General features: G+C 45.5%; 15 protein-coding genes. 2 read left to right on the plus strand and 13 right to left on the minus strand.

Features of this window, described 5'->3' with window-relative positions; genetic code table 11:
- Positions 1-9: 9 nt before the first annotated feature.
- Positions 10-1,677, minus strand: a complete 1,668-nt coding sequence (gene glnS / locus OPS25_RS08500) for a glutamine--tRNA ligase (RefSeq protein WP_265617261.1) — start codon at positions 1,675-1,677, stop codon at positions 10-12.
- A 409-nt stretch (positions 1,678-2,086) separates the two neighbouring features.
- Here glnS and OPS25_RS08505 point away from each other — a divergent pair, with 409 nt between their 5' ends.
- Both OPS25_RS08505 and OPS25_RS08510 read left to right on the plus strand, forming a co-directional pair.
- Complete coding sequence (locus OPS25_RS08505; RefSeq protein ID WP_265617262.1) at positions 2,087-2,749, plus strand: hypothetical protein; 663 nt, start codon at positions 2,087-2,089, stop codon at positions 2,747-2,749.
- Between the two features lie 124 nt (positions 2,750-2,873).
- Positions 2,874-3,905, plus strand: coding sequence for a LacI family DNA-binding transcriptional regulator (locus OPS25_RS08510; protein WP_265617263.1), 1,032 nt, complete (start codon positions 2,874-2,876; stop codon positions 3,903-3,905).
- Positions 3,906-4,113: 208 nt separating this feature from the next.
- On the opposite strand, the gene OPS25_RS08515 is transcribed toward OPS25_RS08510, so the two are convergent.
- From OPS25_RS08515 to hutC, 12 genes are all read right to left on the minus strand, one after another.
- The gene (locus OPS25_RS08515; protein WP_265617264.1) at positions 4,114-5,601 is read right to left on the minus strand and encodes an MFS transporter; all 1,488 of its coding nucleotides are present in this window, start codon (positions 5,599-5,601) and stop codon (positions 4,114-4,116) included.
- A gap of 37 nt (positions 5,602-5,638) precedes the next feature.
- Complete coding sequence (locus OPS25_RS08520; protein ID WP_265617265.1) at positions 5,639-7,480, minus strand: glycoside hydrolase family 13 protein; 1,842 nt, start codon at positions 7,478-7,480, stop codon at positions 5,639-5,641.
- Positions 7,477-9,510, minus strand: a complete 2,034-nt coding sequence (locus OPS25_RS08525; protein WP_265617266.1) for a glycoside hydrolase family 97 protein — start codon at positions 9,508-9,510, stop codon at positions 7,477-7,479. Before OPS25_RS08525 ends, OPS25_RS08520 begins: the two co-directional genes overlap by 4 nt.
- Positions 9,511-9,612: 102 nt before the next feature.
- Entirely contained in the window at positions 9,613-10,332 is a 720-nt protein-coding gene (locus tag OPS25_RS08530; protein WP_265617267.1) for an ABC transporter permease, read from the minus strand.
- A gap of 14 nt (positions 10,333-10,346) precedes the next feature.
- Positions 10,347-12,752: a TIM-barrel domain-containing protein gene (locus OPS25_RS08535; RefSeq protein WP_265617268.1), complete on the minus strand. Its 2,406-nt coding sequence runs from the start codon at positions 12,750-12,752 to the stop codon at positions 10,347-10,349.
- Positions 12,745-13,638 carry an alpha/beta hydrolase gene (locus OPS25_RS08540; protein WP_265617269.1) on the minus strand — a complete coding sequence of 298 codons (894 nt, stop codon included), beginning with the start codon at positions 13,636-13,638 and terminating at the stop codon, positions 12,745-12,747. Before OPS25_RS08540 ends, OPS25_RS08535 begins: the two co-directional genes overlap by 8 nt.
- Positions 13,625-15,457: an alpha-amylase family protein gene (locus OPS25_RS08545; RefSeq protein ID WP_265617270.1), complete on the minus strand. Its 1,833-nt coding sequence runs from the start codon at positions 15,455-15,457 to the stop codon at positions 13,625-13,627. Before OPS25_RS08545 ends, OPS25_RS08540 begins: the two co-directional genes overlap by 14 nt.
- A 189-nt stretch (positions 15,458-15,646) precedes the next feature.
- Positions 15,647-16,549, minus strand: a complete 903-nt coding sequence (locus OPS25_RS08550) for a PEP-CTERM/exosortase system-associated acyltransferase (protein WP_265617271.1) — start codon at positions 16,547-16,549, stop codon at positions 15,647-15,649.
- Positions 16,550-16,865: 316 nt separating this feature from the next.
- Positions 16,866-17,369 (minus strand): RNA methyltransferase, encoded by a 504-nt coding sequence (locus tag OPS25_RS08555; RefSeq protein ID WP_265617272.1) that lies wholly within the window; start codon positions 17,367-17,369, stop codon positions 16,866-16,868.
- 49 nt (positions 17,370-17,418) lie between these two features.
- The gene (hutH, locus tag OPS25_RS08560) at positions 17,419-18,957 is read right to left on the minus strand and encodes a histidine ammonia-lyase (protein WP_265617273.1); all 1,539 of its coding nucleotides are present in this window, start codon (positions 18,955-18,957) and stop codon (positions 17,419-17,421) included.
- Between the two features lie 2 nt (positions 18,958-18,959).
- The gene (hutU, locus tag OPS25_RS08565) at positions 18,960-20,630 is read right to left on the minus strand and encodes a urocanate hydratase (protein WP_265617274.1); all 1,671 of its coding nucleotides are present in this window, start codon (positions 20,628-20,630) and stop codon (positions 18,960-18,962) included.
- Complete coding sequence (hutC, locus tag OPS25_RS08570) at positions 20,627-21,349, minus strand: histidine utilization repressor (RefSeq protein WP_265617275.1); 723 nt, start codon at positions 21,347-21,349, stop codon at positions 20,627-20,629. Before hutC ends, hutU begins: the two co-directional genes overlap by 4 nt.
- Positions 21,350-21,366: the final 17 nt, after the last annotated feature.

A 21,366-nucleotide genomic window follows, 5' to 3' on the forward strand; every position in this document is an offset into this window, starting at 1 on the left:
AATCCTGTTTTAGTCTGCAATCTTTGCCCAGGTATCTCGCAACCCAACCGTTTGATTGAACACTAATGCGTCATCACGGCTATCTTTGTCACGGCAAAAATAGCCGGTACGTTCAAATTGCCAGGCGTTAGCTTCGTCGTGGTCTTCGGACAACCCTGCCTCAACCCAGCCTTTTTTAATGACCAGAGAATCGGTGTTGATTGCACTGACAAAATCATCCTGCGCCGCAGGATTGGGCACGGTAAATAAACGGTCATACAAACGAAATTCTGCCGGTGCCCCACTTTTCGCTTCAACCCAATGGATTACCCCTTTCACTTTTCGACCATCGGATGGGTCTTTGCCTAAGGTGTCAGGATCGTATTCGCAATAGACGGTCGTTACATTGCCCGCGTCGTCTTTGTCAACGCGCACAGCTTTTATTACATAAGCGTTGCGTAAGCGCACTTCCTTATCTAATACCAAGCGCTTGAACTTTTTATTTGCTGATTCTCTAAAATCTTCCGCTTCTATCCATATTTCGCGACTAAATGGTACTTGTCTGGTACCCATACTTTCATCGTTAGGATGGTTAGGTGCAGTCAACGTTTCTGTTTTTTCTTCGGGGTAGTTTTCGATCACAAGCTTTATAGGTTCAAGCACCGCCATCGCTCGTGGAGCATTGACATTTAAGTCGTCTCTGATACACGCTTCCAACATGCTCATCTCAACCATGTTGTCCATTTTGGTCACACCGATTCGCTTACAGAATTCGCGAATTGAAGCAGCCGTGTAACCACGACGTCGCAAGCCAGCAATAGTTGGCATACGGGGATCATCCCAGCCGTTAACATGGTTTTCAGTGACCAACTGGATTAACCGTCTCTTACTTAGCACGGTATATTCTAAATTCAGGCGCGAAAATTCGTACTGTTTCGGCTGACAATCGATAGAAATATTTTCGATCACCCAGTCATATAGTCTACGGTTATCCTGAAACTCCAACGTACACAACGAATGAGTGATCCCTTCTAACGCATCTGAAATACAATGAGTAAAATCATACATCGGATAGATGCACCATTTGTCTCCAGTCTGATGGTGATGGGCGAATTTAACTCGATACAAAACCGGGTCTCGCATGCAGATAAACGAGGAAGCCATGTCTATCTTCGCACGCAGACAGCACTCGCCTTCCTTATATTTACCGGCAGTCATATCCGCGAATGCAGCTAAGTTGGTCTTTACATCGGTATCACGATAAGGACTGTTGATACCCGGCGCGGTCAATGTTCCGCGCATTTCCCGAATTTGTTCCTGGGAAGAGAAGTCAACATAGGCCAATCCTTTTTCAATCAGCTCGAGTGCAAATCCATGCAGCTTGTCAAAATAGTCTGAAGAGTATTTAGCTTCGCCATCCCAGTCGAAGCCCAACCACTGCACATCTTGTTTGATTGAATTAACATAGGTGATGTCTTCTTTCACCGGATTGGTGTCGTCAAAGCGTAAGTTACAAGTGCCATTAAAATCTTCGGCAATACCAAAATTAAGGCAAATTGATTTAGCATGACCAATATGTAAAAAACCATTCGGTTCTGGCGGGAAACGAGTTTTGATTGCCGTATGTTTTCCTGACGCCAGGTCCTTATCAATAATCTGACGTATAAAGTTGGTCGGACGAATTTCTGTCTCGGCCATGCTTAGTATCCTCTTAAAACAATTCTTATATGCGTTAATCGTGCAATTATATCATCCGCTACTAAAGAGCAATACCGCTAAATTTACAAACCTTCTTTTCTTCTGATGCGGAATAAGAAAAAACTTGAAAACGGTTGATTATTTAAACAACCTGTAAACCAGTGCATGCACTTGCAAGCCAGAAAATCAGACGAAATTTGTCGTTAAAGGAGTCATGCCGATGTCTTAGGGATCTCAACTGAACCCACTCTATTTATCTACACCGTTAGCGCAGTTAAGATTTTTAGCCAAAAAATTCAGGCTGACGCGCCTGATCGCCACTACCCGATAGCTAATACTCTTTGGTCCTTGGCGATAAATCGCAGTAACGCTTCTCTCCTCGTCGAAGGAGACGAAAAGCGCCCAGACATTGCACAGTATCCATCCCCGGCATAAGCCTAACGAGGTGGTCACCACCTTTCGCTCAGACGGGCTGGTCGTATTAGGCAAACTACCTGAGCAATATATAGATAACCTACGACGAAAGATCGACTATCTTGCGTGGAATGGATATAGGCTTGTTCACGAGGTTGCTGATGAAATTTTTCAATTGAGCCAGGACCCTGCGCTGATATCGTTACTGCTTACGTACTTTAAACGAGAGCCCAAGCTCATTAAAGCATCTCTGTTTGTAACAGGACCAGAGACAGGTCTCCCTGACCATAACCAGAACCTGTTTTATTTCGATTATGCGGGATGGGAATCATTAAACGTATTTGTTCATCTTACAGATGTAAACGCACAGTCCTCCTTTTATATCTATGTAAAAGGCAGCGCACAGAAAATAGGTTTACGGGATGTTATTCGTCATTGTGTTCCCAGTAATGAAATAAATGACAGGTTTAACACATCGGTTACGCCAATAGTGGGCGCTGCTGCTACCATTTTTATCGAAAACGCAGAAGGATTTCACCGTCGTCATAAAGGATCTGAGTGTAGATTATTGTCAAATCTGCTGTATACATCGCACGGAAATCTTCTCAGTTATGGCCGGGCAACCGACAAGGGACAATCCATTTCGCCAGTTAGATAACAACAAATCTGTGGTGACGTAATTATGGCATGTGCAAGCAATCATTTTTCACCAAATGATTGCTTTTCTAAGTGTGGTATCATAATTTTATACAAATTATTGCTTAGCGTTCGCTGTTTGAATTATGAAAGAAAAAGCAACCTCCTTCGATATTGCCCACATGGCTGGGGTATCTCAGTCAACGGTTTCACGAGCACTGAGTAACAGCCCATTAGTTAATAAAGAAACCCGGGAGCGCATTCAACAAATCGCCCGCGAACTTAACTATAAAGTTGATAAAAACGCCAGTAATCTTCGCAAGCAAAAAAGTAATACCATCGCCTTACTCCTGTTTGAAGACCCCACCTCAGACGATTCAATGATTAATCCGTTTTTTCTTTCGATGCTTGGCAGCATTACCCGGGCATGCGCGAACGCAGGGTATGATTTATTAGTTTCCTTTCAGAATCTGGATGATGACTGGCACGCAGAGTTTGAAGACTCAAACAAAGCAGATGGAATTATATTATTAGGCTACGGTGATTACGTTTCATACCGAACAAAACTTGCACAGCTTGAAGAGCAAGGCACACATTTTGTTCGTTGGGGAGCCCACGACGCGGCTCACCCAGGGATTAGTATCGGCTGTGACAACTTTCAAGGCGGTTATGATATTGCCGAGCATCTGTATCAATCAGGTCATAGAAAATTTGCTTTTCTCGGCGATGCCGCCAGCCATGCGCCTGAATTTCTTGCTCGTTTTACCGGCTTCACTATAGCGCTAAAAAATCACCAGATTGCCCCTTCGCATGTTACCCAATTAGATGCTATTTCTACTGAAGACTCAGGCTCTGAGGCAATGCATCGTTTACTAAAACAAAGCGAGCTTCCGGATGCTGTATTTTGCGCATCTGATTTAATCGCTATTGGTGTGCTTAGAGCATTAAGAAAGACGTCATTGCGTGTACCCGAGGATATTGCTGTGGTTGGTTACGATAACATCCCAGTGTCAGCCTTTACCACCCCAGCGCTCACCACGGTACAGCAGAACACTAAGAAAGCGGGCGAGATTTTAGTGGAAACGTTACTTAAAGCGATAAACAAGGAAGAAGTGCAAGATTATTTGATGCCGGCAGAACTGATTATTCGTCAATCCTGCGGTAGCCAGAGTAAATAGATCTCTGCGAAGATTTAAACGGGTGGATAAGCAATGGGAATAGCGCGGTAAAATGGCGTTTATTTACTTCTCCGCCTTTTTCCTCATCAAGATCACATGCGTTACCGATAAGCAGCAAGGAATTGAATAACCGGCGTCTGGTTGGAAGAAGTTGCTGGCCAGGATTTAGTCCGTCCTGCCCAGCACAATTCAAATCTCAAAGCGAAAGTTAAATAACTTCACCTTCTTCATTGACCAGAGGTGCCGCCTTGTGTTCTTTTACGAAAAAGACGGCTATTGCACCGCAGATCATGGAGACACCCGCCACCACGATGATGTATTTGGCGTCATTGTCAAACACAGAACTCAGTATCCAGCCTGCGACTAATCCTGACACGATTTGCGGCAATGCCACAGTGAAGTTAAAGATCCCCATGTAGACACCGGTTTTATTTGGCGGTAGCGCCCCCGCCAGCATGGCATATGGCATGGCTAAGATAGCAGCCCAGGCGATACCAATCCCAATCATGGGTAACAGTAAATCGACCGCCCCGGCGGGAACAGTAACCTGTGTGATTAGCAGGTTTACATCGACCGGTGTAAGGTCCTGAAAAGCCAGGAAGCTCACATAGCTGATACCGCCTAGTAACAGTGAGGTAGAATAAATAAACTTGCGACCGAACGTGTCTGCCAACTTTGCCAGAAATACCGAGAACACCGCTGCGAATACTGAATAGGCCGCGAATAATATCCCAACCCAATCACCTGCCGCCCCTTTTGCTGCTATCACCGCATCCGGCACCATGCCAACCTGCGCAATATAGTCGGGGTCAAACCACTGTTTATCAATACCCCAGATATGTTGGGTAATGGCTGGCATCGTATACACCCACATAATGAACAGTGCAAACCATGAAAAAAACTGCACGACAGCCAATTGTTTCATTGTTGTAGGCATGTTTACTACCAGGGCGAAAAACTGCGTAAGCCTGTCTTTTAGAGGAGCCTTATGGGCCGCCTCTGCCTCTGCCAGTTTGGGATCTACCCCTTTGTATTGGTAATATTGTGAGGGAGAATATTCTTTGGTGCGTATAACTGTCCACAAAACAGAACCTAGTAAAATTGTCGCACCTAAATAAAACGCCCAAACAACTGAGGGTGCCACTTCGCCGGCGTTGGCGGTATTTGACAATCCCACCACGTTTGTCAGTACAAAGGGAAGAAGAGATCCGATCACCGCGCCAATATTAATCAGCAAAGACTGAATCGAATATCCTATATTGCGTTGTTCTGCAGGCACCATATCTGATACCAGAGAACGAAATGGCTGGAAGCATACGTTGAAGGAGGCATCCATTAATGCGAGCATTAATGCACCAAATATCATAGGCGCCATGAAGGCCACAAACAGCGGTGCATTTGGCATTAAAAACATGCCCACAGCCGCTAGAATAGCCCCTCCTAAAATGAATGGCCTGCGCCGGCCCAGCCTGTTCCACGTTCTATCTGACGCTGCGCCCACTATGGGTTGGACCAATAAACCCATTACGGGTGCAACCAGCCAGAAGAGTGATAGAGAATGCAGGTCTGCGCCTAAATCTGATAAAATTCGACTGACATTTGCATTTTGTAACGCAAAGCCAAACTGAACGCCTAGAAAACCAAAGCTGACATTCCATATCTGCCAAAAGCTTAATTTGGGTTGATTCGATTGCATAATTTACTCGTAATTTTTGTTATTTTAAAAAACAGATTTACTGTAATAACCATACGGTGGCACTTTGAGCCGGTACAGTTATAGGGTTGTCTAACGTTGTGGTCTGATCGCTTTCCACACTCCGTGCCTGCTTAAAATCTTTTAGCATTGATTTGAATCTTTCTAAAACGACCTCTTCTTTTTCTTTATTCTTATTTATTACTACCATAAGCGCTTTATTCGGACTTTGCTCAGCATGGCGAAAATACACATACACACCGTCTTGCGGACCGTAGTGGGTCAATTCCCCTGCGAGCAATTCCGGATGAGCTTGGCGCAGCATTAATAACTGTTTAATTCGGTCCTGCGCCCAGATTTGATCCGTGCCAAGCCCCTTGCGCGTAAATGCATTGACCTTATCGCCTTGCCACCCCCCAGGAAAATCGCTACGAATTAGCCCGTGATCATCAGTGCCGGGATTGCTCATAAGTATCTCTGTACCATAAAATAGTTGGGGAATACCACGTGTAGTGAGAATGAAGGTGACCGCCATATCCCACAGCGACTTATCTTCATTCAGCTGGGTATAAATCCTGCTCATATCATGATTATCCGCAAACACAACCAGGTTGCCCGGATCCCCGTAAACAAAATCGCTGGCCAGAACCTCATAGAGTTCTCGTAATCCGGATGCCCAGGTTTCGTCACTGGATAACGCGCTCACTAACTTGGATTGTAAAGGAAAGTCCATAACACTGGGTAACGCGCTTGTATATTTATCGTGCCGTTGGCTCCCTTCCTGCCAATAAGCGGTGATGAGTGGATTTACAGACCATTCTTCAGCCACAATATTTAGCTGGGGGTATTCTGTCATTACTCGCGCAGTCCAATCACTGAGAAACGCTTTATCGGAATAGGAGTAGGTATCTACGCGTATTCCGCTTAAGTTGGCATGCTCTACCCACCATATGGAGTTTTGAATTAAGTATTGGGCAAGATAGGGATTTCTTTGATTTAGATCAGGCATCGTGGGGACAAACCAGCCATCACTAAATGCAGCTTTATCCTCATGAGCCGCATGTGGGTCATGCAGCACCTCCCGACGATGTGATGTCGGAGTAAACGTTTCGTTATTTATCCAATCTGCGCTGGGTTTATCCTCCATCCACGGGTGTTCACTCCCGATATGATTGAGAACGACATCAATGATGATACCGATTCCTTTTTCTGCCGCTTTATCTGAAAGTTCCCGATAAAGCGCGTTAGTTCCAAAGCGGGGATCGATAGTGTAAAAATCTGTCGTTGAGTAACCGTGATATGAATATTGCGGCATCGCATTTTCAAGCAAAGGCATTGTCCAGATTTGCGTAAAGCCGAGTTCAGCGATGTAATCAAGATGATTGATTATGCCCTGAATATCCCCCCCATGACGGCCACCTTTATAGTCGCGATTTGATTTGTCAGCGTACCCTTCGACGGTATCATTTTCATAGTCACCATTTGCGAAACGATCAGGGGTGATCAAGTAAATACTGTCAGTTGCTGCAAACCCTTCGCGATTTGCAGCGTCTGGAATTCGCCTTTTTAACTCATAATTAATTTCTTCTATCAGGTCACCATCTTTAAAAAAACGGATGGGAAAAGTACCAGGTGGGGCATCGGTGACCAGCAAATCAATAAATAAATAATTTGCACTATCCAGCGCATTAACCGATTGCACCTTTATACCTGGATAATCAATTTTTACCTCAGCGTCAGCAATACCTTTCTCGGTAATCATCAGTTGTAGAGATGTGTGTTTCATGTTCGCCCACCAATTTGGGGGCGATACTTCAATCGCACTTGCTGGTAATGAAAAAAAACACAGACTGGTTAACAAGAGTAAATTACGCTTAATCATTGAAGGGGCTCCAACTTAATTGCCACGCCGCCACTACTTGCCAGGAATTGAATTAATTTAGTCTGGCTGTCCACCCGCCGCTTAATCACTTCTAATGCATAGGGATTGCTACGCCAGTTGGCCTCTTTTGTATCTTGGTAGATGGTGGCCTGAAAAGCTTTGTTGTTTGGTAGAAACGAAAAATCCAGTGTCACCGTTCGTTCGCTTTCGTTGGTGAGCGCGCCGACAAACCAGAGGTCAGTTCCCCTTTGTTGACGAGCCATCACAATATATTCGCCAACACCTCCTGCAAGCGCAATACTCTTTTCCCAGTCGGTAGGTACGGCTTTGATAAATTCCAGCGCCTGCATTTGTTTTTCATAATGTTCTGGTAAATCTGCCGCCATATGTACGGGGCTATATAACACCACATACAAGGAAAGCTGCTTGGCTAGCGTAGTACGAACGCGATTTTCTGCGTCCAAACCATTAAATGCCAAATTCACAATGCCCGGGGTAAAATCCATCGGCCCAGCCAGTAGACGGGTAAATGGAAGGATAGCGGTATGCTCTGGAGAATTAGGCGGCGAACCCCATGCATTAAACTCTTGTCCTCTGGCCCCTTCACGGGTAAGCCAGTTAGGATAGGTTCTGCGTAACCCGGTGTCTTTTATAGGTTCATGGGTATTTATGCTGATTTTATATTTCGCTGCAAGCTGGATACTGCGTAAATAGTGGTTAACCATAGGTTGACTGTCATGCCATTGAAAGACAGTTTTGCCATCCTGCTCCCATTTCGTTTGCCCGCCATCGGCTACATAACCTGTTTTGACTTGCCTAACGCCATGTTTGGCATACAAAGCGTAAGCCTCCTCCATTTGCTTTTCATAATTTGAAATACTGCCCGATGTCTCGTGGTGCCCAATCAGCCTTACTCCCTTTCGTGCACCGTATTCAGTGACTTCTTTGAGGTCAAAATCAGGGTAGCTTTGGGTGAAACTAAACACGTCGCCATTGTTAAACCATTCCCCATCCCATCCTTTGTTCCAGCCTTCGACCAACACCCCATCGAATCCGTGTTCTGCAGCAAAGTCCATATATTGTTTAGTTCGCGCTGTAGTGGCGCCATGCTCGCCATCCGTGCCCCAGGTATATTTTCCCAGATGCATCCCCCACCATATTCCAACATATTTACCTGGCTGAACCCAACTTACATCTCCGAGCTTATTGGGTTCATTCAAATTTAAAATTAACCTTGAATTAACTAAACCGGTAGGCTTTTTAGCTACTTGAATGGTGCGCCATGAAGATACAAAATCAGGCTTGGCTTTGACCTTTGTACCGTCTGCCCGCGGCACCAACATTGATTTTAAAACTCCTGGTCTACGCTGTTCCAGATACATGGCAGCAAAATCTATCAGAGCTGCCTCATGGATCGCTACGTATGCGTTTTCATTCAGTTTAAGTGTAACGGGTGTGTGTACCCGTTTAATTTTATCAAACCCTGTTTGACTGTATTGATATTCGTAACGATTCCAGCTTTGCGCCGGTATCCACCACGCTTTGGCTTGTTGCCATTGGGCAAAATTAAATTCTGTCAGATCATCCATAATCGAAATGGGTGCTATGCCTTTGCCTGCTCCCTCATAACGAAAACCAATGCCATCGTTAAATACGCGAACACGGAGGTTGATGCCAGCATTGTCAAATTTTACCAATAATTCATTGAAGTGTTCGCGAATAAAACGCGCTTCACCCCAAGGCTGTTCCCACGTATTCTCCACCGTATTTCGCTCCACCTCAGATACACTGAGTCGGCCAGCAAAATCGGGGGAGTCTGCAAACCTTAACCCTAAACGAGAAGCTTGTATAAGCGGGGCATTGTTGAACTTAACCGAATAAAGCAAATCATCTTGAGTGGTCTGCAGTGTAAACACCACCGCGGAATCAGGAGAGCTAACGGAGAGCGTCTGGCTGATCGCTTGAAAAACAACACTCAGATTAACCAAAAACATTAATGTTAATTTATACGCTATTCTTCGTTGCCTCATCACCGCATCTCTGTTGTTAACAAACCGTTAAGATTTAGCGCATAGTACCGTTTAGCTATGTCGTACACCAACTACCTGCATACGTATTCAGATTTAGTTTTCTTATGTATTTCGGAGAATGCGGTCTTTAGAACTGAGCCAATTTAGCATAAGTGCGGCAGCCATCCCTGTTGAACCTAATAACATTGCCATGATCATAATCTGATAGCGTACGGCGATCATCGGTTCCACCCCTGATATAATTTGTCCTGTCATCATTCCCGGAAGGGATACTAGCCCCACAGCAAACAAACCATTGACCTGCGGGATCATGCTCGCTTTGAACGCTCGCTTTTTTGCCTGACTTTTATAACAGCCCCCTCTCCTTTCAGCAAAGTAACGTTCAGCACTTAAGCTAATCACATTCATGCTGTTGGCGAGATACATGCCGGCTAACGGGATAATGAAACTGGGTTTGAACCAAGGCGAGATCGCTAATACCCCCAGCATAGTGATAAGCAGACAAATACCTACTCCTATGACTAGCGCGATGACCGCACCCAGCCAGCTGTGCGGTGAAAATTCAGCGAGTTTTCTTAAGGGTCGTATCGCTATCCATGCGGCGATCCCAAGCATGCCAAGAATGACAGCCACACTGATATAGGCATCAGGATGGTCGAACAACCAGATTAACGCAAAACCAACGAGTGCCAGCTGGATCACCATACGTAGACACGCGTACAGTACCTCAAGTAAATCCTCTGCGCACCAGCATGCATAAATAGCGGCCACTATTGCGACAGGAACTATACACCACAATAACGACCACCAACTGATAACCATATTCAACCTAATTGTTAGTAATGGATAACCACTTTACCTTTATTACCCGCAACTATGCTAGAAAGCAAAGTGAGTTGGTTGGTATTTTCGTTCCATGCTATGCCTTGCTCGGAGAAATGTTCCCGCCTGACTGACCTACCTTCACTAAGTTCAATGTGGGTTGGTTTATTTGGGAGCCCGTGCACAATCCATTCAATGTCTCGATTTTTTGGTGCACCTTGGTAAGTTCCTTTGACATCAAACATCAATTCAACGCTTTTCGCAGTGGGTTGCGCCATAAACCGTATTGTTTGATAACGATTCTTTTCGATTGAAAGTGGATCATTTCCATTGTCTTCATAATAAATGAAGTTTGACGCTTTATTATGGTTCCAATAGTGCAATTGCATAGTGGACCACCTAATGTCTTCACTGGTTTTCGCCGAGCCGACCATGGGCACAATCGACCCTGCTTTCACGAAAACCGGAAAAGTGTGTGTAGATAAGGGGTAGGCAATAAACTGCTTACCCTTATATAACGTACTCGACCAAAAGTCGTACCATTCCCCTGCAGGAAGTTCCACTTTCCATTCGGACTGATCTGCTTCGGTAACAGGCGAAATCAAGAATGCCTCGCCCCACTGGTAGCTCTCTTTGTTATCAAACCACTTATGTTGGTCGAAATGATAAGTCAGAGGGCGCATCAATGGTTTGCCAAACATTGCGTTTTCAAAACTGAGAGTATAGTTATAAGGCATCAATTGATAACGTAAATCGATGAGTTTCTTCGCTGCATCAATTACTTTAGGTCCATGCATGACAGGTTCGGGCGGGATATGTTCCTGCGCATGAGGCCGAAATACAGGTGAAAACACTCCAAATTGCAGCCAACGTAAATAAAGCTCTTCATCGAAGCTCTCGCCACCAGCGAAACCTCCTAAATCACTATGAATATAACCTAACCCAAACATTCCCATTTGCAACGCCAGTTCCACCTGGGGTTTGAATCCTTCCCAACTGCGACTCACATCACCTGTCCAGGGCATCATACCGTAGCGCTGACTGCCTAAATAACCCGCTCGCATCAATACAAATGGGCGCTTTTCAGGCTGCGCTGCTAACGTCCGCTCATACACCATTTTGGCCCATTGATGACCATAGATATTATGTACTTCGTCTGCGGTGAATAGTTGATTGTTCCAAGTATGGAGCGTATCTGCTGGATGGACTTCGGGCTCACCCAGATCGCCCCACCAGCCTGCAACGCCTTGCTTCATTAGCTTGTCATAAAACTGCCAGAACCAATTCTGTCCCGTAGCATTGAATACATCGACAAGCCCTGTATGACCAAAATAGAAATCGAACATCTTAGGTTCGCCGGCCACGTTAGTCGCCAGCGCATGGGAGCTAATCGCATCCTCATAGGTGGAAGAGGAGTCAAGAATAAACGGCTCGGTGATCACCACCGTTTTTACATTTTGCTCAGCGAAATCGGTAATCATGCGTTCAGGATCAGGAAAGGCATCCCTGTCCCAGTCTAAATTACCCATATGGCCTTTAATATCTTTACCAAACCAATACAAGTCGAGTACCACCGCGTCCAGGGGGATATCGTGAACCGCATAAGCGTTAACAATATCTCGGGTTTCCTGTTCAGTATGGTAGCCAAACCGCGAAGCAAAATTTCCTAGCGCCCATCTCGGTGGCAAAGGCTGGTGACCAAGAGCTGCCACTAACTGCTGGGAAGCCTCAGCCAATGATTCTCCCATGCTCACGAGGTAACGCAATCTGCCCGCTACTGCTTCAAACTGTAAGATATCGTGCTCAGATTTACCTATATCTAAAAACCCCCGTGCCGTGTTATCAAAGGCGATGGCATAGTTATGACTGGACAACACAGCCGGTAAGCTATAGTACATCTGGTTTGACTCGGTACCGTAGCCATAATGAGCTCGGTTATATAACGGCATACGATGGCCACGGCGATCCATTCCTAACACACGCTGACCACCGCCCATCAGCTTTTCGCCAGGCTGTAAGGCAAATCGAAAACCACGCACTGTCCGCTGTGAAAACACCCCAATCTCTTCTTGAGTTTTCAAGATCCCTTTGTACTTAAAGGCCAGCGAGAAGGGTGATTTATGTGCGACGACTTGTAGATCACCACTATGAAATTTGATGGTATCGGCTTTATCTTCCACCCTAAACTGAAGTGAACCGGCAGCTTTCATTAGATCAAGCGCCGGCGGTACAAGTTGATCGTCGACTCGATAATTAACCGCAATGGTTTGTGGGTTGATTAATTGAATCTCAACCTGGGTCTGGTTGCTTAATACAATTTCGACAGAGTCTTTTTTATGTGTGAATGATTGAAAATCAGCTGCCAACAATGGGCACGTAATCAACCATATGAGCGTAACTGCTATACATCTTTTAATCATTATTTTGCCTTACGATCCCAAGCCATTTTACTGCAAATGCAAATTGCTGTTTCCAGAATGTTTCATTGTGTTGACCACCTGCTATGGCGGTGGAGTAGAGATTGCTTTGTGGATGCTGTTGGGCCAAATGCAAATTCACCATAGAATTCATGTCATTTATCATTTGTTCACCTTCTTCACTTCCTGCAATAAACAGAAGACGATGGGTGGACGGCACAGGGTTGCTTTCTGCAAATGTAAACGCCTGTTGTGAAAACCAGAATGAGGGCGAAAACATGGCTGCTTTCCCGAAGGTATCCGGATAAGCGACCAACATATAGTGAGATATCAATCCGCCAAGCGAACTGCCCATTATGCTGGTATCAGACGCCCCCGGTAAGGTGCGATATTTGGCATCAATCTTCGGTTTCACCTGGTTGATGATGAACTCGGCGTAGGCTTTACCCACCACCTCAGGATATTTTTCGTGCGCCCATGGGCTTAACTCATTCACTCTTTCTTCGTTGCCGTGGTTTATTGCCACTACGATAGGAACCTGCCAGCCTTCTCCAGCAAGGGTATTAAGTGTCTCATCTACTTCCCATTCGCCCACGTAACTGGTAGCGCTATCAAAAACATTTTGGCCATCGTGCATATAAAGTACTGGAAAACGCTTAGTGGAGCTTTCGTATCCAGGCGGCAGATATATCCAAACCTTCCGACCTTTACCCTTGGGAAAATAAAAACTGCTGGTTTCAATTATCACATTCTGACTACGTGTAGAGGGATTAGAGTCAGCCGCTGATGTTGGCGCTGCTTTCACTGGCGCCTTTTGGGGAGTTGAAAATTGACATGCAAAGAGGAGAATACTCAACACAATGATCAAAAATGATTTATTCAATAACATACACTTTTGACTCCCAAGGCTTCATTTCGGTAGTGATGGTGGCTTGACCTTCGTCAAAGGTCAGTGTAGTGGTTTCGCCCGTAAGCAAATCAGATAACTGAGCGCTTTCCTGCAATCCCCATCGCTGAGCCACCGATTCAGGTAACACAACCTGTACGTTTGCATTTGACTTGTCTGCGAATTGACTGACCACGATGAGTTTACTGGCACTACTATCTCGAGCGAAAGCGAAATGTTGTTCTGAATAGTCACTCTTTGCTGTCAGCGACGAATCATGCAAACTAATAAAGTCCCCCTGCATTGACGGATGGAACGCCGCAATATTGAGTACTTTCTTGTAAAACGCGCGTAATGATTTTTCCTCGTCAGTAAGCTGCCCGCCATCAAATTCTCCTTCGTTCATCCAGCGTTGGTGAGCAGGTACACCAATGTAATCAAAGATAGATGTACGTGTTGGCTTGCCGAACCCAGCGTATTCGCTGCCATCCTCGCCAACTTCCTGGCCAAAATAAAGCATGAACGGAGATGCGCTGATCAACGATGATACCACGAGCGCGGGCTTGCCAATTTCGGCTGCCCCCGCAAATTCAGGTGAGGCAATTCGTTGTTCATCATGGTTTTCGAGAAAGTGCAACATATGGTTACTGATATCAGCAACACGTTTGTGCGCCTGAATGACTGTGGATACCTTACCGGTGCCTTGCATGACGGCTTTTAACGTATCGTAAAAGCCTACCTTGTCATACAGATAATCCATTTTACCGGCATGCAGATAGTCGCGGTATTTATCTGGCTGATATACCTCTGCCAATAGAAACGCATCGGGATTTTTATGTTTGATAGAGGAATTGAGAAAAGACCAAAATTCTACTGGCACCATCTCTGCCATATCAAAGCGGAACCCGTCCACGCCTTTGTCTAGCCAGTAATGCACAATGTCTTCGAATTTATACCAGGAATCAGGTAATGCCTTATCACGCCAAAAATTATAATGAGCGGATGTCGGTTCATCTTCATACCCGGTCGGCAACACCGGGAAATCATAAGTTCCGTCAGGTTTTACACCATAGTTGACTTTAACCGTTTCGTACCAGTCATTGACATCGGGTTGCGCGGCTCTCGCCCCATTACCCGTCCACTTGGCTGGGTTTTCGTCAAAATTATTGTCTACTAACGGATGCTCAGCCCCTCCCAGCGGTATGGTGTCTTCAGAAAACACAGGCACTTTGAACGGCTGTCCGGGGACGTAATAAAAATTATTGTGGCGGGAATAAACTGTATTTGTGTCGTCATTTGCTCCAAAATCATCGACGCCTTCGGGTTTTGATAGCGAATGATAGTGTCGGGCCACATGATTTGGCACGATGTCAATAATGACCTTCATTCCATGGGCATGAGTACGCTGAATGAGTGCTTCAAATTCTTCGAGACGGCGTGATGGATCATCGGCGAGATCGGGATTAACATTGTAATAATCTTTTACTGCATAAGGTGACCCTGCTCTACCCTTTATTACATCAGGATCATCTAACGAAATTCCAAACTCGGTATAGTCGGCGGCCATTGCATGATGAGGCACACCTGTATACCAGATATGCGACACACCAAGCGCACGAATTTCGGATAAGGCAGTTGGGCTAAAATCGGAAAATTTACCTACGCCATTTTCCTCTTTTGTACCCCAGGTCACATTGTTTGTATTCTTATTGCCAAATAAACGTGTAAATACCTGATAGACGACAGGCCGCTGTGCCAATCTGTCCTCCTCAACGGTTTCATTATTTTCTACTACAGTAGCCCTTGTTTTGGGGGATTCCATCGAGCATCCAAAACTAAAAAGGAGAAGAGGAATAGAAATTGAAGCTAATCGATTTAGTTTGTGTTTCAACATTATAAGCCATTAGATATATCGCTGATGTTGAAACAAAGCATACCCGTTAATGGAATGTTAAACAAAATACATACGATTTCATAAGGCTTGAAAAAGCCCTAAACCCAATGAGTTAAGTTATGCAGCCCGGCTTTGTTTAGATGATCGTTTGGGCGATGTAACGGCTGAAAACGGATTATAAATGGCACCAAAATTTGGCACATCCTCAATTTCTTTTAGAATGCTGCGTTGGAACTTAAGTAGCGCTGGAGAAAGTTGGCTAACAAAGTCGTCGGGAGAAATAAGAAACGCTGCACGTTTACCATGATAATCCACTTCATGCCCCAATTGGGCGAAGCGCACTCCTATAAACTTTAAACTTCGTGCTAATCGAGGCTCCATCATCATGTAAACGTTTTCTATGTCACGTAAGATGCAAATGGTAGCGGCGAAGAAATACAGTGCTAACGATAAGTAGGGGAAGTTACGACTTAATTCCTTATCCATCTTACCATTCTTATGATTGGGTGTGCCCCCCACGGGTGACAACTGTTGGTCGGCTGCACGGCGTCTAAACCGCTTAGGGATCGCCAAACGAGAGACTTCGCAGATAGAATGACGGGGTAGTTTTCCAGGGCTATGTTCTGCCAGCCTGATGGCACCTGGACAACTACTTTCTAATGGGAGCAATTGTCCTGCGTGTTGGGGCATGACTAGTCGAATTGTACCAGCGCACTCTCCGGATGCTCGGTGCTTGATATAACAACTTAATGAGTACTCATCAAATTCGTCAAATTCCATTTTTGACTTTCGTGCTTCCTCAAAACCCAACTCTTCGCAATAAACTTCATGTCGGGTCCTGAAGCAGGTTTTTACATCTTCTTCTTCACTGGCAATGACTAAGCTAAAGTGTTCAAAAAAATGTGAAGCAACAGCGTCTATCGTTTTATTAACTTTATATTTAATAACCGGCTTTACAACTCGATTTAGACCGGGTACGTGCTTGACCTTTCGAAGCGCGTTCAGCAAACGTCTTTTCACACGATTTCCCCTATAATAATAGTTATATATTTAATTCCTTCATACGCCCCCACTCGTCCACTACAGATCATTTCGGATCCACTACTACATTGGGACCTTACACTGCACGATCTTGAGATCGATGTAAACAGTCCTGACTCTGGATCGACCAATCTCATTACAATTAGTTCGATTAATAAACCAGTCTAGCATTACTTCTTTTTAATGCTTTTAGATCAAATCCCCATCCGAATATATAGCCAGCAACGGCGGGATCATCGAATATTTAAAAAATCTTTTATCTAGGATCTTACGAAACTCGTCAAGGAAGGTTTGATCAGACTTTTTGATTATTGTTTGTGTCCCGGCTTTCTCTTATTAAAGAAGGATTAATGGGCTCATTCATTTTGACTAGTCTGTCATACAGCACAACATTGACCGTTGCGGCTAAATTCATACAATGTCGGGTTGGAATATAAACGATATCGTCGCACCAGCTTAGGGTATTTTTCTTTAACGATCCGTCCTCTGGCCCTAAAATATAAAAGGCATTGATGGGATGGTGATAATCAATTAATGACTGTGCACCTTCAACTAATTCTATCGCCACTGCTTTAGCGCCACGAGGACGCATCGACTCCAAGTCGTCCACTCCGACCGTGGGAATCTTCTTGTAAAAATCCTGTGTGTCTGCCTGAAACTCCTTGGCATATCGATAGCGCTGTCCGGTATAAAATACGCTACTTGCACCATAACAACCTGCTGCCCTTAAGACGGAGGCAACATTTACCGCCGATTTAGGGTTAATAAGGCCAATACTGAAGGTGTGTGAGTTATGCATGGTGATTTCCAGATAAACAGGGCGAAGAAAAATTCGCCCTGTTCCAAGTTTATGCGTAAATGGCGGTGTGTATATGTGATTTTACCAAATCTGCAAGCGCATGCTCAGCAATAAGATCCCGTGCCTGCGCAATATCAGGAGCAAAATACCTATCCTTGTCGTAGAAAGCTACCTTACTTCTTAATAACGCGTGTATTTGCTGTAGAGGTTCACTGGTTTTTCCAGGCGAACGAAAGTCGATACCCTGGCCAGCGGCAAGCCACTCGATAGCTAAAATGCCCGCCACATTTTCAAAAATATCTTTTAATCGTCTCCCAGCAAACGTTGCCATCGAAACATGGTCTTCCTGGTTGGCTGAGGTAGGTAACGAATCAATTGACGCCGGGTGAGCGTAGGTTTTGTTCTCACTGGCTAACGCCGCACTGGTTACCTGTGCAATCATGAAGCCTGAATTCACGCCACCGTTCTCCACTAAAAATGGCGGCAGTCCGCTTAAATTGGAGTCAATCAATAATGCCATGCGTCTTTCAGACAGCGCGCCAATCTCAGACAGTGCGATAGCCAGCATATCCGACGCCATAGCGATAATTTCTGCGTGAAAGTTCCCACCCGATAAAATATCTTGTTGCTCAGAAAACACCAATGGATTATCAGACACCCCGTTCGCTTCAGCAATAAGGGTATGTTCTGCATAGCGAATTTGTTGCAAACACGCCCCCATCACCTGAGGTTGGCAACGCAGTGAATAAGGATCCTGTACTTTCGCGCAGCCTTCGTGAGACTTACCAATTTCAGATTCCTGAAGTACATCACGAAACATTGCGGCCACATCGCGTTGCGCCTGCTGACCTCTGACCTGATGGATACGATCATCAAATGGCACTCGCGAGCCCTGCGCTGCATCGACGCTGAGCCCACCAATGGCGATACCACATAATAAGGCGTTTTCAGTATAAAAAAGTCCTTCAAAAGCGAAAGCCGTGGAAGCCTGAGTACCATTAAGCAAGGCTAACCCTTCTTTGGGTGCCAGGGCTAAGGGCGCTAAATTCGCTTTTTTCAACCCTTCACAAGCCGGTAATCGTTCCCCATCAACCAGTACTTCACCCTCGCCCAGTAACACCGCACTCATATGCGCTAACGGTGCTAAATCTCCTGATGCACCTACCGACCCCTTTTGCGGGATCGCCGGCCATACCTGATGGTTAAATAAGGTAATTAACGCATCTATGACCTCTCTTCTGACCCCCGAAAAGCCTCGCGCGAGTGAATTGATTTTTAGCAGCATTAACAGCCGTACCGTCGAAACCTGCATAAGATCACCGATACCGGCTGCATGGGATAACACGATACTTTTCTGAAGTAGCTCTAATTCCTCTTCAGCGATGCGAGTATTGGCGAGCAAACCAAAGCCGGTATTGATTCCATAAACCGTTCGACCTTGTTTTAGCACATTTAAAACAGTTTGCTGAGCTTCATCTATGGCAGCATAAGCCTCAGCATCTAAAGAAATAGGTTGGTGTTGACGAAAAAATTGGTAACAGTCCGCTACGGTTAACTGACCTGGCTTTAATACAAAATGCTTTGTCATGTTTATTTCCTGTTGAGCATAGGTAGGTCGAGGTTATGATTAGTGGCGCAGTCTTTTGCAATGTCGTAACCGGCATCGGCATGGCGCATTACCCCTGTAGCAGGGTCATTATGTAAAACTCGCGCAATTCTGGCGTCTGCATCTTCACTGCCATCGCACACGATTACCACGCCTGAATGTTGACTAAATCCCATGCCGACACCCCCTCCATGGTGTAAACTCACCCAGGTCGCTCCCCCAGCAGTGTTCAATAGTGCGTTCAATAAAGGCCAGTCGGATACTGCATCAGAGCCATCTATCATTGACTCAGTTTCCCTGTTTGGCGAAGCGACGGAACCCGAATCCAAATGATCACGCCCTATCACCACGGGGGCTTTAAGCTCACCGTTTCGCACCATTTCATTAAATGCGAGCCCCAACTTCTGGCGTTCACCCAAGCCCACCCAGCAGATTCGTGCGGGTAGTCCCTGAAACTGAATTCGTTCTCGTGCCATATCCAGCCAATTATGTAGATGAGGATTGTCTGGAATTAGTTGCTTAACTTTGGCGTCAGTCTTGTAAATGTCTTCTGGGTCCCCTGAGAGTGCCACCCAGCGGAACGGCCCTATGCCTTGACAGAATAGAGGTCTGATATAGGCAGGGACAAAACCGGGAAAATCAAACGCATTCCTGACCCCTTCTTCCAGCGCCATCTGACGGATGTTATTACCGTAATCGAGGGTAGCGGCACCACGTTCCTGCATGGCCAACATAGCGTTAACCTGCAACGCCATCGACTGCTTCGCTTGCTTGACCACCGTATGAGGGTCGGATTCGCGCAATGAAGCGGCTTGCTGCAGACTCCATCCTTTAGGCAAATACCCATTCAGTGGATCATGGGCACTGGTCTGGTCAGTTACCACGTCAGCGATGACATTGCGCTTTACCAGCTCAGGAAAGACGTCTGCCGCATTGCCTAATAAGCCGACAGATATCGCTTCACCTGTAGATTTCGCTTCTTCAATTATCGCCAGCGCATCATCTAACGATTTCGCTTTCTTATCCACGTAACCCGTTTTTATACGAAAATCTATGCGGCTTTCATCTACCTCAACAGCGATCATTGAAAAGCCTGCCATGGTAGCTGCCAGTGGTTGTGCGCCGCCCATACCGCCAAGTCCACCCGTGAGGATCCAACGTCCTGTTGCGTCACCATTAAAGTGAGTTTTCGCTACACTGACAAAGGTTTCATAGGTTCCCTGAACGATACCCTGCGAGCCAATGTAAATCCAGGAACCAGCGGTCATCTGGCCGTACATCATTAAACCTTTTTTATCCAGCTCATTGAAGTGTTCCCAGTTTGCCCAGTGGGGGACAAGATTTGAATTGGCGATCAAAACTCGGGGGGCATTTTTATGGGTTGGAAAAACCCCGACAGGCTTGCCAGATTGCACTAAAAGCGTTTCATCTTCCTCCAAGCGTTTAAGTACATCAACAATGGTATCAAAAGACTCCCAATCCCTGGCTGCACGGCCAATACCACCATAGACCACGAGAGACTCGGGGTGTTCTGCAACTTCAGGGTCGAGATTATTCATCAGCATGCGCAGCGGCGCTTCTGTAAGCCAGCTTTTGGCAGTAAGTTGCGTACCAGTAGGCGCAGTAATGGTGCGACCAGGATCATGTCGTTTCATTTTGTCTCCTTTGGGGCGGTCGTAAAGTTAAGGTGACCGCCCAATCTATATCGATTACCAGGATGAGTGAGTAAAGCAAAACTCACCACTCCCCTGGCAGAAAATGTACGTCGTTTAATTTGTAAGCAAGGTTGGTGATAATCAATTTTTAACAATGCTGCTTGAGCCGGGGTAGGCAAGATTGCTTCTACTGTATGATCAGCCTCGGTCAACGGTGCTACTTTGGATAAATATTCATGTGCGGTAATTTCATTCAAATTCTGGTCGATAAATCCCGGAGCCCATTGCGGATTAACAAATCTGTCTTCCAATTGAACCGCATTACCATTTTCGTAATGTACCACCTGTGCGCGAAATGCTTGGCTGCCCTTCTCAAGCCCAATCCACTGGCTTTGTTGAGCTGAAATTTCCATTTTTTTATGTAATAGTAGTTGGTTGCTATATTGATGTCCTCTGGACTCAATTTCGTGTTGTATATTATTGATGGTCAATATCGAACTCATCGGTCTGGCATCGGCCACAAAGGTCCCAATTCCCTGGCTTCTAGCGAGAATCCCCTCTTCGACCAACTCTGATACCGCTCTTCGCGCGGTCATGCGGCTAACCGAATAGTCACTGGCAAGTTGATTTTCAGAGGCCACCTGCTCACCAGCCTTTAGATCACCGGCTTCTATGCGTTGCAGCAAATCTGACTTGATATATAAATAGCGAGGAACCATGAGCAGTAGACTTCAGT

It is taken from the genome of Alteromonas aquimaris, from assembly GCF_026183695.1.
Taxonomy (GTDB): domain Bacteria; phylum Pseudomonadota; class Gammaproteobacteria; order Enterobacterales; family Alteromonadaceae; genus Alteromonas; species Alteromonas aquimaris.